The organism is Bacillus cereus group sp. BfR-BA-01355 (assembly GCF_022663675.1).
In the GTDB taxonomy this organism is placed as follows: domain Bacteria; phylum Bacillota; class Bacilli; order Bacillales; family Bacillaceae_G; genus Bacillus_A; species Bacillus_A thuringiensis_S.
In genome coordinates this window covers 58,820-72,942 of record NZ_JAKUFY010000004.1, presented here as the reverse complement: position 1 = coordinate 72,942, position 14,123 = coordinate 58,820, and the positions used below count along the sequence as shown (strand labels likewise).

Below are 14,123 nucleotides of genomic sequence, written 5' to 3'. Positions count from 1 at the left end.
TAAAAAAACGATCCAAATGGATCGTTTTTTAAACGCCTTACGCGTTTACTTGTTTCGCTAAGCGAGATTTTTGACGAGATGCAGCGTTTTGGTGGATAAGACCTTTACGAGCTGCTTTGTCAAGTTTTTTAGAAGCAGTTTTGAAAGCTTCTTTAGCATTTTCAAGATCGTTATTAGTAACTAAAGCTTCTACAGTTTTAACAGCAGAACGCATGTCAGACTTGATAGAAGCGTTATGTGCACGACGCTCTTCGCTAAGTTTAGCGCGTTTGATAGCAGATTTGATGTTTGCCATACTTTTCACCTCCCTGGTGCAATCGAATGACTCGATTCTTACATAGAACAAGTGATATTCTATCAAACGGTGAAGAGAATTGCAATAGTATATCCATGAAATTTCACGTAAAGGAAAGAATGACCTTATATAACTTTGGGAAATCTAACGATATTTACTATGAATTACGGAGGAGATACGATGAAAGAACCATTGGATTTAAGTAAATATAGCGTTAGAACTGACCTTGCTGTAGAAGCTCATCAAATGTTGCAAGAAAGCCAAGAAGAACAAAAAGGGATACAGGGGGTAATTGTAAAAGAGAGGGAAGAAGAAGGTACTATAATTACAAAAGTAACAATTGATGAAGCTGCCTCTGAAGCGATGGGTAAAAAACCTGGAAATTATTTAACGCTTGAAGTACAAGGTATACGTCAGCAAGATACAGAACTTCAACAAAAAGTGGAGCGTATTTTTGCAAAAGAATTTTCTTATTTCTTAGAAGAGGTTGGTGTTACAAAAGAAGCGAGCTGTTTAATTGTAGGCCTTGGGAATTGGAATGTAACACCGGATGCTCTTGGGCCAATAGTTGTAGAAAATGTATTAGTAACGAGACATTTGTTTCAATTGCAGCCTGAAAGTGTAGAAGAAGGATTCAGGCCTGTTAGTGCAATTCGGCCGGGGGTAATGGGGATTACAGGCATCGAAACGAGCGATGTTATTTATGGGATTATTGAGAAGACAAATCCAGACTTTGTAATTGCGATTGACGCATTAGCTGCCCGTTCTATTGAACGAGTAAATAGCACGATACAAATTTCTGATACTGGAATCCATCCTGGATCAGGGGTTGGGAATAAACGTAAGGAACTAAGTAAAGAGACATTAGGTATCCCTGTTATCGCAATTGGTGTTCCGACTGTGGTCGATGCCGTTTCGATTACAAGTGATACGATTGATTTTATTTTGAAACATTTTGGTCGAGAGATGAAAGAAGGAAACAAACCTTCAAGATCTTTGTTACCAGCGGGATTTTCATTTGGAGAAAAGAAAAAATTAACAGAAGAAGATATGCCAGATGAAAAGAGCCGAAATATGTTTTTAGGTGCTGTTGGTACGTTAGAAGAAGAAGAAAAAAGAAGGTTGATTTATGAAGTGCTATCGCCTCTTGGTCATAACTTAATGGTGACCCCAAAAGAAGTAGATACTTTTATTGAGGATATGGCGAATGTAATAGCGAGTGGTTTAAATGCAGCGCTGCATCATCAAATTGATCAAGATAATACGGGAGCGTATACACATTGAGGGAGAAAGATGATAATAGTTTGAGTCGTTTTGCGCTTTTGTGTATATGTAGTGTAGCTTTATGTTTACTTATGATGATAGCAGGAGTGTCACTTGCTAATCATGGTTTGAAAAGTATGAAAGGTTATCGGCAATTGTCGTATGAACAAATAGCTCATATGACAGGGACAGAGAGTACAGGTGCTGAATCAGAAATTTTGGGTAGTTCGTTTTCAGCTTCAGAAAAACAACAACAATTAGAACGTTTAAGAAGTTTTAATGTTGTAGAAGGAATTGGGATGGCGTTAGCAAGTGTAGCTTATGAAATGACGAAGTTCGGAACGGATATAGTTGTTGGGAAAATAAAGGGGATTTTTAGCTAAGAGTAGCATGGGAGATGGTTGTTTTACTGATTTGTAAGACAACCGTTTTAAAATTTGAAAAGGGTTTGTCTCTTATGGTTTATTCGCATAAGATATAGATAGAATGATTTGTATCGTAAGCAGCACGAGTTTTCATTGAATCTTTGTTGCTCTATTGATATAATCAGTGCTAGTGTATATTGGCGAGACTATTAGGAGTTGAGAACATAGATGAACAAAGAAGAAAGAGCAAAAAGACAGTCCAAAATTCGTAATTTCTCTATTATTGCTCATATTGACCACGGAAAATCAACGTTAGCAGACCGTATTTTAGAGAAAACAAATGCGTTAACACAACGCGAAATGAAAGCTCAGTTGCTTGACTCTATGGATTTAGAGCGTGAGCGTGGTATTACAATCAAATTAAACGCAGTACAATTAAACTATAAAGCAAAAGATGGTGAAGAGTATATTCTTCATTTAATTGATACACCAGGACACGTCGACTTTACGTACGAAGTATCTCGTAGTTTAGCGGCTTGTGAAGGCGCGATTCTTGTAGTAGATGCAGCGCAAGGTATTGAAGCGCAAACGTTAGCGAACGTATACTTAGCGCTTGATAACAACTTGGAAATTTTACCAGTTATCAATAAAATCGACTTACCAAGTGCGGATCCAGAACGTGTACGTCAAGAGGTAGAAGATGTAATTGGTTTAGATGCATCAGAAGCGGTACTTGCTTCTGCAAAAGCTGGAATTGGTATTGAAGAAATTTTAGAACAAATTGTTGAAAAAGTACCAGCTCCGGCAGGTGATTCAGAAGAGCCGTTACAATGTATGATTTTCGACTCTTTATATGATCCGTACCGTGGTGTAATTGCTTATATCCGTGTTGTAAATGGAACGGTAAAAGTTGGCGATAAAGTACGTATGATGGCAACGGGTAAAGAATTTGAAGTAACAGAAGTAGGTGTATTTACACCGAAAACTACGCAACGTGACGAGTTAACAGTAGGTGATGTAGGTTTCTTAGCAGCATCTATTAAAAACGTAGGTGATACACGTGTTGGTGATACGATTACACATGCGAAACGTCCAGCTGCAGAGGCGTTACCAGGTTACCGTAAATTAAACCCGATGGTATTCTGTGGGCTGTATCCAATTGATTCTGCTCGTTATAACGATTTACGTGATGCGTTAGAAAAATTAGAGTTAAACGATTCTGCTCTTGAGTTTGAACCAGAAACATCTCAAGCGTTAGGATTTGGTTTCCGTTGTGGATTCTTAGGACTTCTTCACATGGAAATCATTCAAGAACGTATTGAACGTGAATTTAAGATTGACTTAATTACAACAGCGCCAAGCGTTATTTATAAAGTTTATTTAACAAACGGTGAAGATGTTATTGTTGATAATCCATCTAATATGCCAGACCCACAGTCTATCGATCGTGTAGAAGAGCCGTTTGTGAAGGCTTCAATTATGGTTCCGAATGACTATGTTGGAGCTGTAATGGAAATTTGCCAAGGTAAACGTGGAACGTTTATTGATATGCAATATTTAGATGAAACGCGTGTTACATTAACATATGAAATCCCGTTATCAGAAATCGTATATGACTTCTTCGATCAATTGAAATCAAATACGAAAGGGTATGCATCATTTGATTATGAGTTAATTGGTTATAAACCATCTAAACTTGTGAAAATGGATATTCTTTTAAATAATGAACAAGTGGATGCTTTATCATTTATCGTACACCGTGATTCAGCGTATGACCGTGGTAAAGTAATTGTAGAGAAATTAAAAGAATTAATTCCGAGACAACAGTTCGAAGTGCCAATTCAGGCGACTATCGGAAATAAAGTTGTAGCACGTTCTACAATTAAGGCGATGCGTAAAAACGTACTTGCAAAATGTTACGGCGGTGACATTTCTCGTAAGCGTAAACTTCTTGATAAGCAAAAAGAAGGTAAAAAACGTATGAAGTCTGTTGGTTCTGTAGAAGTGCCGCAAGAGGCATTCATGGCTGTACTGAAAATGGATGACAACTAATATTTGAAATAAAAAAGAAGTCGTTTGTGCGGCTTCTTTTTTCTGTATAATTACTTTTTAGACATCTGAGCAGCTCTCATTTACAATAATGAGAGAGCTTTTTAGTTCATATAGAGTTAGGAGATTGTTAATGTCCGAAAATATTCGAAAAGATATTCAAGATAAAATACAAAATGGCAATTTTAATTGTGAAAAGGAATTGACGCTTTCTATTATTAGTGGAAAGTGGAAAGTTGTGATACTGTGGCATCTTGGTGTGGAAGGGCCTCATCGTTTTAGTGAATTACAACGGTTATTCCCAAGCATTTCTCATAAAGTTTTGTCGAACCAATTAAAAGAGTTAATGGAAGATGGGATTGTTGATCGAACAGTATATCCCGAAATTCCTCCTCGTGTTGAGTATTATATGACGGAACTAGGCATGTCACTTTTACCGATCGTTGAAATGATGTATGATTGGGGAAAAATGCGAATGGAACAAATTCGTAATACGTTAGAGAAGTAGAGAATCCTCCGGAGTGCGGAGGTTTTCTTTTTAGAAAGGTAGGAGTTATATTTGGTACAAGCTGCATATATTCATATCCCGTTTTGTCAGCACATTTGTCACTATTGTGATTTTAATAAAGTGTTTATTGAACGCCAACCGGTTGATCAATATTTAGATTATTTAGAGAAGGAAATAATAAATACGGTTCAAAGAGTTCCGTTTGATAGTATGAAAACGATTTTTGTGGGCGGTGGAACTCCGACAGCGTTAAATATGGAACAGACAAAAAAATTACTCGAGATTATTAATCGTCATTTGCGCCCGTTTGCTCCGAATTGTGAATTGACATTTGAAGCGAATCCAGGAGATCTACCGAAAGAGAAGTTGAATGTACTACTAGAAGGTGGAGTGAATCGAATTAGTTTTGGTGTGCAAACGTTCCGTGATGAACTGCTTGAGAAAATCGGGCGCAAGCATACGAGGGAAGATGCATTCCTAGCGATTCGAGAAGCTCAGGAAGTAGGCTTTAAAAATATTAATGTAGATATTATTTATGCTTTGCCAGGACAAACGATAGAAGATGTGAAGGAAACATTAGACATTGCTTTTACGCTTGGTGTACAACATTTCTCGGCATATTCATTAATTGTGGAACCTAAAACAGTGTTTTATAACTTAATGAATAAAGGGAAATTGCGTCTTCCGGGTGAAGACCATGAAGCGAAAATGTATGAAATGGTAATGGATGAAATGGAGAAACACGGTTATAACCAGTATGAAATTAGTAATTTCTCAAAAGGTGACAATAAAAGTAGACATAATCTCACATACTGGAATAATGAAGAGTATTATGGCTTTGGAGCTGGAGCTCATAGTTATGTGAATGGGGAACGTATTCAAAATGTAGGTCCGCTGAAGCAATATTTTAATAAAATTGATGAAACAGGATTTCCGTATTTAGATGTTCACGTGGTGACGGAGAAAGAAAAGATGGAAGAAGAGTTGTTCTTAGGACTTCGAAAAACAAAAGGTGTATCTAAAATAGCATTTCAAAAGAAATTTAATATGGAGATGGATCAAGTTTTCGCGAAGCAGTTACAAAACAACCAAGAACAAGGATTGCTTGAAGAGAGCGATGGATATGTTCGTTTAACGCGAAAAGGAAAATTATTAGGGAATGAAGTATTCCAATCATTTTTAATTGACTAATTAAATGTTCCATTAACGTGAAAAAGTTTCATTATTTCGTGACGTTTCCGTTGACAATTGAATGTCAATTTTGGTAAGTTATTAATAGATTTAGCACTCAAAGACAAAGAGTGCTAACAGAGGTGATGATGAGATGCTTACGGAACGTCAGCTCTTAATTTTACAAACAATTATTGATGACTTTATTGGATCAGCGCAGCCTGTTGGGTCTAGAACGTTGGCTAAAAAAGATGAAATTACATTTAGTTCAGCTACTATTCGAAATGAAATGGCGGACTTAGAAGAATTAGGTTTTATTGAAAAAACGCACAGTTCTTCTGGACGTGTTCCTTCTGAGAAAGGCTACCGATTTTATGTAGACCATCTTTTAGCGCCGCAAAACTTACCGAACGCTGAAATTGTACAAATTAAAGATTTATTTGCTGAAAGAATTTTTGAAGCGGAAAAAATTGCACAGCAATCTGCTCAAATTTTATCAGAACTTACGAATTATACGGCCATTGTTCTTGGACCGAAGTTAAGTACAAATAAACTTAAAAATGTACAAATTGTGCCGCTTGATCGTCAAACTGCAGTCGCTATTATTGTAACTGATACAGGGCATGTACAAAGTAAAACGATTACCGTTCCGGAATCTGTTGATTTATCAGATTTAGAAAAAATGGTTAATGTTTTAAATGAAAAGCTATCTGGCGTACCGATGGAAGAACTTCATAATAAAATCTTTAAGGAAATTGTTACAGTTTTACGTGGGTATGTTCATAATTACGATAGTGCAATAAAAATGTTAGATGGTACATTTCAAGTTCCGTTATCGGAAAAGATATACTTTGGAGGAAAAGCAAATATGCTTTCGCAGCCAGAGTTCCATGACATTCAAAAGGTTAGATCTTTGCTTACCATGATTGATAATGAAGCCGAATTTTATGACATTTTGCGTCATAAACAAGTCGGGATTCAAGTGAAAATTGGTAGGGAAAACACTTCGACGGCTATGGAGGATTGCAGTTTAATTTCTGCAACATATTCGATCGGCGAAGAGCAACTTGGAACAATTGCTATTTTAGGTCCGACAAGAATGCAATATTCTCGTGTAATTAGTTTGTTACAGTTATTTACGAGACAATTTACAGATGGACTTAAAAAGTAAATGAGAGTAATACATTCGCTCAAGTGATGAAATTTTCATTGCTGTGTGTAATATATAATGCTTAGGTAATCATGCTATGCATGATACCTAATACCTTTTAAGGAGGTGAATATTGTGGAAGAGCGTAACGAACAAGTGGTAGAAGAAGTAAAAGAAGCGCAAGTTGAAGAAGCTGTCACGCCAGAAAACAGTGAAGAAACTGTAGAAGAAAAAAGTGAGGCTGCTCTTTTACAAGAAAAAGTAGATGAGTTACAAGCGAAACTAACGGAAACGGAAGGTCGCACATTACGTCTACAAGCTGATTTTGAAAATTATAAGCGCCGTGTCCAAATGGATAAACAGGCTGCTGAAAAATATAGAGCACAAAGTCTAGTTTCAGACATCTTGCCAGCTCTTGATAATTTTGAAAGAGCAATGCAAGTGGAAGCAACTGATGAGCAAACGAAATCCTTGTTACAAGGCATGGAAATGGTGCATCGTCAATTGTTAGAAGCGCTGACTAAAGAAGGTGTGGAAGTGATTGAAGCTGTTGGTAAACAGTTTGATCCTAATGAACACCAAGCTATTATGCAAGTGGAAGATAGTGAATTTGAATCAAACGCGGTTGTGGAAGAATTCCAAAAAGGTTATAAATTAAAAGACCGTGTGATTCGCCCATCAATGGTAAAAGTAAATCAATAATTTACATAAAACTAGGAGGATTCGCCATGAGTAAAATTATCGGTATTGACTTAGGTACAACAAACTCTTGTGTAGCTGTTATGGAAGGTGGAGAACCAAAGGTTATCCCAAATCCAGAAGGAAACCGTACAACACCTTCTGTTGTAGCTTTCAAAAATGAAGAACGTCAAGTTGGGGAAGTTGCAAAGCGCCAAGCAATTACAAACCCAAATACAATCATGTCTGTTAAACGTCATATGGGTACAGACTACAAAGTAGAAGTTGAAGGTAAAGATTATACACCTCAAGAAATTTCTGCAATCATTTTACAAAACTTAAAAGCTTCTGCTGAAGCATACTTAGGTGAAACAGTAACGAAAGCTGTTATTACAGTACCTGCATACTTCAACGATGCAGAGCGTCAAGCAACGAAAGATGCTGGTCGTATCGCTGGTTTAGAAGTTGAGCGTATCATTAACGAGCCAACAGCAGCAGCACTTGCTTACGGTTTAGAAAAACAAGACGAAGAACAAAAAATCTTAGTATATGACTTAGGTGGCGGTACATTTGACGTATCTATCCTTGAGTTAGCAGACGGCACATTCGAAGTTATTTCAACTGCTGGTGACAACCGTCTTGGTGGCGATGACTTTGACCAAGTTATCATCGATCACTTAGTAGCTGAGTTCAAAAAAGAAAATAACATTGATTTAAGCCAAGATAAAATGGCGCTTCAACGCTTGAAAGATGCAGCTGAAAAAGCGAAAAAAGATCTTTCTGGTGTAACACAAACTCAAATTTCATTACCATTCATTAGTGCTGGAGCTGCTGGTCCATTACACCTAGAATTAACGTTAACAAGAGCGAAATTCGAAGAGCTTTCAGCAGGTCTTGTTGAAAGAACATTAGAGCCAACTCGTCGTGCATTAAAAGACGCTGGTTTTGCTCCAAGCGAATTAGATAAAGTTATTCTTGTTGGTGGATCTACTCGTATCCCAGCTGTACAAGAAGCTATTAAACGTGAAACTGGTAAAGAGCCATATAAAGGTGTAAACCCTGATGAAGTTGTAGCATTAGGTGCTGCAGTTCAAGGTGGCGTACTTACTGGTGATGTAGAAGGCGTTCTATTATTAGACGTAACTCCACTTTCTTTAGGTATTGAAACTATGGGTGGCGTGTTCACGAAATTAATCGAGCGTAACACTACAATTCCAACAAGTAAGTCACAAGTATTCTCGACAGCTGCTGATAATCAACCAGCAGTAGACATTCACGTATTACAAGGTGAGCGTCCAATGTCAGCTGACAACAAAACGTTAGGTCGTTTCCAATTAACTGACCTTCCACCAGCACCACGTGGTATTCCACAAATCGAAGTAACATTCGATATTGATGCGAACGGTATCGTTAACGTACGTGCGAAAGACTTAGGAACAAGCAAAGAGCAAGCTATTACAATCCAATCTTCTTCAGGTCTTTCTGATGAAGAAGTAGAACGTATGGTACAAGAAGCGGAAGCAAATGCTGACGCTGACCAAAAACGTAAGGAAGAAGTTGAACTTCGTAACGAAGCTGACCAACTTGTATTCCAAACAGACAAAGTTGTAAAAGATTTAGAAGGTAAAGTAGATGCAGCTGAAGTTGCAAAAGCAACAGAAGCGAAAGAAGCATTACAAGCTGCAATTGAGAAAAACGAGCTTGAAGAAATTCGTGCGAAAAAAGATGCTTTACAAGAAATCGTACAACAATTAACTGTTAAATTATACGAGCAAGCTCAAGCAGCTGCTGGTCAAGCAGAAGGTGCGCAAGGTGCACAAGACGCTGGCACGAAGAAAGACAATGTAGTTGACGCTGAGTTTGAAGAAGTAAAAGAAGACAAGTAATTCAACTGTAAACATAATAAGTAAGATGACAAAAAGTCAAAGTCAAGCGTGCCTTGACTTTGGCTTTTTTCACGAATGAGAAGTGATGTGTGAGGATCTTAAGTTTTTCGCTTTGCATACTGTAAGTGAGGAAACTTTGTTGCAAAGCACTTTCTTTCGGTGTTAAAATTACGTTTATGTGAAAGATTCGGGGGTTGTAAATTTATGAGTAAACGAGACTATTATGAGGTCCTTGGACTTAGCAAGGGCGCTTCAACAGATGAAATAAAAAAAGCGTATCGTCGTTTGGCTAAAAAATACCATCCAGACGTAAGCAAAGAAGAAAATGCAATTGAAAAGTTTAAAGAAGTACAAGAAGCATACGAAGTGTTAAGTGATGATCAAAAGCGTGCGCAGTACGATCAATTTGGTCATGCTGGTGCAAATCAAGGATTCGGTGGATTTGGCGGCGGAGGAGACTTCGGCGGTGGCTTCGGTTTTGAAGATATATTTAGTTCTTTCTTTGGCGGTGGCGGCGGCAGACGTCGTGATCCAAATGCTCCGCGCCAAGGTGCTGACTTACAATATCAAGTCACTTTAGATTTTGAAGAAGCTATTTTTGGTAAGGAATTAAATGTGGAAATTCCAGTAGAAGATCCATGTGATACTTGTAAAGGTAGTGGAGCAAAACCAGGAACTTCAAAAGAAACATGTAAACATTGTTCAGGCTCTGGTCAAGTGAGTGTAGAGCAAAACACACCGTTTGGTCGTATCGTAAACCGTCAAGCTTGTGGTCATTGTTCAGGAACTGGACAAATTATTAAAGAAAAATGTACGACATGTCACGGTTCAGGTAAAGTTCGTAAACGTAAAAAAATCAATGTTAAAATTCCAGCGGGTATCGATAATGGTCAACAAATTCGTGTGTCTGGAAAAGGTGAAGCCGGCGTAAATGGCGGACCAGCAGGAGACTTATATGTTGTCGTTCATGTAAGAAATCATGAATTCTTCGAGCGTGAAGGAGATCACATTATTTGCGAAATGCCATTAACATTTGCGCAAATGGCGCTTGGTGATGAAGTGGAAGTTCCTACTGTTCATGGTAAAGTGAAGCTGAAAATTCCAGCAGGAACACAAACTGGAACAGAATTCCGCTTAAAAGGAAAAGGTGCTCCGAACGTACGTGGATACGGCCAAGGAGATCAATATGTAGTCGTTCGTGTTGTTGTACCGACGAAATTGACTTCACAGCAAAAAGATTTATTACGTGAATTTGCAGGACAAGAAGAGCAGGATGATAGTTTATTCGGAAAGCTTAAACGTGCTTTCAAAGGGGAATAATGGAAATAAAAAATGGAGTTGGTAAATTGTGAAATGGTCAGAAATTAGTATTCATACAACAGAAGAAGCAGTAGAAGCTGTCTCTCATATTTTACATGAAGCTGGTGCTAGCGGAGTTGCGATTGAGGATCCAGCGGAGTTAACGAAAGAGCGCGAGCAACAATATGGTGAAATTTATGCATTGAATCCAGATGAATATCCGGCGGAAGGTGTATTAATAAAAGCATATTTCCCGCAAACGGATTCTTTACATGAAACGATTGCAGGTGTAAAATCATCTATTGATGTGCTTCCATCTTACGACATTGAAATTGGTACTGGAAATATTACCGTTAACGAAGTCAATGAAGAAGATTGGGCTACTGCTTGGAAAAAATATTACCATCCAGTACAAATTTCTGATACATTCACAATCGTACCGACGTGGGAAGAATATACACCATCTTCTCCTGATGAAAAAATCATTGAATTAGACCCAGGTATGGCGTTTGGTACAGGAACTCATCCAACAACAACGATGTGTATTCGTGCTTTAGAAAAAACAGTACAGCCAGGTGACGCTATCATTGATGTAGGAACAGGTTCTGGTGTGCTTAGTATTGCAGCGGCAAAATTAGGTGCGTCTTCTGTTCAAGCATATGATTTAGATCCGGTTGCAGTTGAAAGTGCAGAAATGAATGTGCGTTTAAATAAAACAGATGATATCGTGTCTGTTGGGCAAAATAGTCTTTTAGAAGGTATTGAAGGTCCTGTTGATTTAATCGTAGCTAACTTATTAGCAGAAATTATTCTTTTATTCCCTGAAGATGCAGCGAGAGTTGTGAAGTCAGGTGGATTATTTATTACATCGGGCATTATTGCTGTGAAGGAAAAAGTAATTTCTGAGGCGTTAGAACAAGCTGGATTTACAATTGAAGAAGTGTTACGAATGGAAGATTGGGTAGCAATTATTGCACGAAATGCGTAATATAGATTTTAGTCTATAATGAAAAGGGGAGTCTCTCACTATAAGGTGAGGGACTTGCCGTTTGTTATATGAAAAATGATAATATTTCGTTCTTTTCGTAAGTGTTGACTTACGAAAGGAACGAAACTCTACTAAGGTGATTATATGCAACGTTATTTTGTAGAAGAAAAACATGTAAGTGAAGCAAAAATTCGCATTGTAGGTGATGATGTACATCACATTGCGAGAGTAATGCGTATGACAGCTGGCGATCAAATTTATTGCTGTGTAAACGGAAAAACAGCAGTATGTTCAATTGATGAAATTACCAGTGAATTTATTAATACGGCTATTGTAGAATGGGTAGAGGCGTCAAGTGAACTTCCTGTTTTCGTGACGATTGCAAGTGGACTGCCAAAAGGAGACAAGCTAGAGTTGATTTTTCAAAAAGGAACTGAGCTTGGGGCAGCTGCATTCTTACCATTTCAAGCATCTCGCTCTATCGTAAAATGGGATGCGAAAAAAGCTGATAAAAAAGTTGAGCGTTTAAGAAAAATTGTGAAAGAAGCTGCGGAACAATCACATAGAAGTGAAATTCCGGAAGTACATGCTCCGGCATCATTTAAGCAACTGCTTACAATGAGTGGTGATTATGATGTTTGTCTTGTTGCTTACGAAGAGGAAGCAAAACAAGGCGAGAAATCTAATTTTGCGAAAGCTTTAACGACAATGAAACCAGGTCAAAAGCTATTGATTGTATTTGGCCCAGAAGGCGGTTTAGCTGAGGAAGAGATTACAGCGCTTCGTGAACATAAATTTGTACCATGTAGTTTAGGACCAAGAATTTTAAGAACAGAAACGGCGCCGTTATACGCGTTAAGTGCTGCTTCGTATCATTTTGAATTGATGGGGTGATGATCAATGTCAACTGTTGCGTTCCATACGTTAGGTTGTAAAGTAAACCACTATGAAACAGAAGCCATTTGGCAATTGTTTAAACAAGGTGGTTATGAAAGAACAGAATATGAAAAGAAAGCTGATGTTTATGTTATTAACACATGTACAGTAACGAATACTGGGGACAAAAAAAGCCGTCAAGTAATCAGACGTGCTGTGCGTCAAAATCCAGATGCAGTTATTTGCGTAACGGGATGTTATGCACAAACATCTCCAGCTGAAATTATGGCGATTCCAGGTGTAGATATTGTAGTTGGTACACAGGATCGTGAAAAGATGTTAGGTTACATCGAAGAATTCCGTAAAGAGCGTCAACCAATTAATGCTGTCCGCAATATTATGAAAACACGTGTGTACGAAGAACTTGATGTACCTTATTTCACGGATCGTACACGTGCGTCTTTAAAAATACAAGAGGGTTGCAATAACTTCTGTACATTCTGTATCATTCCTTGGGCGCGTGGTTTAATGCGTTCTCGTGATGGAAAAGAGGTTATTAAACAAGCACAACAATTAGTGGATGCAGGCTATAAAGAAATCGTATTAACGGGTATTCATACAGGTGGATACGGCGAAGATATAAAAGATTATAACTTAGCTGGATTACTTCGTGATATGGAAGCGGAAGTAGGCGGATTAAAACGTCTTCGTATTTCTTCTATTGAAGCGAGTCAAATTTCAGATGAAGTAATTGAAGTGTTAGATAAATCTGAAGTAGTTGTACGTCACTTGCATATTCCGTTGCAATCTGGTTCTAATACTGTATTAAAACGTATGCGTCGTAAATATACGATGGAATTCTTCCAAGAGCGTTTAGATCGTTTGAAAGAAGCGTTACCAGGCCTTGCGATTACATCTGACGTAATCGTTGGTTTCCCAGGTGAAACAGAAGAAGAATTCATGGAAACATACAATTTCATTAAAGAGAACCGCTTCTCTGAGTTACACGTGTTCCCTTATTCAAAACGTACAGGAACACCTGCAGCACGCATGGAAGATCAAGTTCCTGAAGATGTGAAGAACGATCGTGTTCATCGTTTAATTGAGCTATCTAATCAATTAGCGAAAGAATATGCATCAGCGTTTGAAGGTGAAGTGCTTGAAATCATTCCAGAAGAGCAATTTAAAGACGGCGACCGTGAAGGGTTATATGTAGGGTATACAGATAACTACTTGAAAATTGTATTTGAAGGATCAGAAGAATTAATTGGTAAGCTAGTGAAAGTGAAAATTACGAAAGCTGGCTATCCATATAACGAAGCGCAATTTGTTCGTGTTCTTGAAGATGATGTGAAAAAAGAATCAGCAAGCGCATAAAAAAGAGCGTGCAACCGGAAATGGTTTGCATGCTTTCTTTATTTGAAGCGGTTAAGTACTAGAAGGTGGGGAGGCGTTTCGTGCATCCCTTTATGAAAAAAGTTGAAATGATAAAAATATAGTTGTCTTCATGAAAGAAGGATACTAGATATTTGTATAACTTTTGAAAAGGAAATGCTTCTATTCTTCTTTTATTCTGCCAAATAGTTGACCTGAAGT

Annotated in this window: 13 protein-coding genes; 12 read left to right on the top strand and 1 reads right to left on the bottom strand. The window is 37.9% G+C overall.

All coding sequences use genetic code 11. The annotated features are described in order from the left end of the window. Positions 1–37: 37 nt before the first annotated feature. The gene (rpsT, locus tag MR167_RS02535; RefSeq protein ID WP_001274012.1) at positions 38–295 is read right to left on the bottom strand and encodes a 30S ribosomal protein S20; all 258 of its coding nucleotides are present in this window, start codon (positions 293–295) and stop codon (positions 38–40) included. Positions 296–475: 180 nt separating this feature from the next. Here rpsT and gpr point away from each other — a divergent pair, with 180 nt between their 5' ends. The 12 genes from gpr to mtaB all read left to right on the top strand — a co-directional run bounded on the left by gpr (position 476) and on the right by mtaB (position 13,904). Beyond that, complete coding sequence (gene gpr, locus MR167_RS02530) at positions 476–1,579, top strand: GPR endopeptidase (RefSeq protein ID WP_000662644.1); 1,104 nt, start codon at positions 476–478, stop codon at positions 1,577–1,579. After that, positions 1,576–1,941 carry a YqxA family protein gene (locus MR167_RS02525; protein WP_001207093.1) on the top strand — a complete coding sequence of 122 codons (366 nt, stop codon included), beginning with the start codon at positions 1,576–1,578 and terminating at the stop codon, positions 1,939–1,941. The genes gpr and MR167_RS02525 overlap by 4 nt, the downstream gene beginning before the upstream one ends. Positions 1,942–2,151: 210 nt before the next feature. Next, positions 2,152–3,975, top strand: coding sequence for an elongation factor 4 (gene lepA / locus MR167_RS02520; protein ID WP_001030948.1), 1,824 nt, complete (start codon positions 2,152–2,154; stop codon positions 3,973–3,975). A gap of 130 nt (positions 3,976–4,105) precedes the next feature. After that, on the top strand, positions 4,106–4,480 hold the full coding sequence (locus tag MR167_RS02515) for a winged helix-turn-helix transcriptional regulator (protein WP_001293539.1): 375 nt from the start codon (positions 4,106–4,108) through the stop codon (positions 4,478–4,480). A gap of 51 nt (positions 4,481–4,531) precedes the next feature. Next, positions 4,532–5,671, top strand: coding sequence for a radical SAM family heme chaperone HemW (gene hemW, locus MR167_RS02510; RefSeq protein WP_000249440.1), 1,140 nt, complete (start codon positions 4,532–4,534; stop codon positions 5,669–5,671). A 133-nt stretch (positions 5,672–5,804) separates the two neighbouring features. Continuing rightward, positions 5,805–6,821, top strand: a complete 1,017-nt coding sequence (hrcA, locus tag MR167_RS02505; RefSeq protein ID WP_000954942.1) for a heat-inducible transcriptional repressor HrcA — start codon at positions 5,805–5,807, stop codon at positions 6,819–6,821. 114 nt (positions 6,822–6,935) lie between these two features. After that, positions 6,936–7,502: a nucleotide exchange factor GrpE gene (gene grpE, locus MR167_RS02500; protein WP_000392711.1), complete on the top strand. Its 567-nt coding sequence runs from the start codon at positions 6,936–6,938 to the stop codon at positions 7,500–7,502. A 26-nt stretch (positions 7,503–7,528) separates the two neighbouring features. Further along, the gene (dnaK, locus tag MR167_RS02495) at positions 7,529–9,364 is read left to right on the top strand and encodes a chaperone protein DnaK (RefSeq protein WP_000034701.1); all 1,836 of its coding nucleotides are present in this window, start codon (positions 7,529–7,531) and stop codon (positions 9,362–9,364) included. 204 nt (positions 9,365–9,568) lie between these two features. Beyond that, on the top strand, positions 9,569–10,684 hold the full coding sequence (gene dnaJ / locus MR167_RS02490; protein WP_000043947.1) for a chaperone protein DnaJ: 1,116 nt from the start codon (positions 9,569–9,571) through the stop codon (positions 10,682–10,684). A 28-nt stretch (positions 10,685–10,712) separates the two neighbouring features. Further along, positions 10,713–11,651 carry a 50S ribosomal protein L11 methyltransferase gene (prmA, locus tag MR167_RS02485; RefSeq protein ID WP_242313838.1) on the top strand — a complete coding sequence of 313 codons (939 nt, stop codon included), beginning with the start codon at positions 10,713–10,715 and terminating at the stop codon, positions 11,649–11,651. Positions 11,652–11,795: 144 nt separating this feature from the next. Then, a complete protein-coding gene (locus tag MR167_RS02480) occupies positions 11,796–12,545 on the top strand; it encodes a 16S rRNA (uracil(1498)-N(3))-methyltransferase (protein ID WP_242313836.1) in 750 nt (249 codons plus the stop codon). A gap of 6 nt (positions 12,546–12,551) precedes the next feature. Continuing rightward, positions 12,552–13,904, top strand: coding sequence for a tRNA (N(6)-L-threonylcarbamoyladenosine(37)-C(2))-methylthiotransferase MtaB (gene mtaB / locus MR167_RS02475; RefSeq protein ID WP_000108679.1), 1,353 nt, complete (start codon positions 12,552–12,554; stop codon positions 13,902–13,904). The last annotated feature ends 219 nt before the right edge of the window (positions 13,905–14,123 follow it).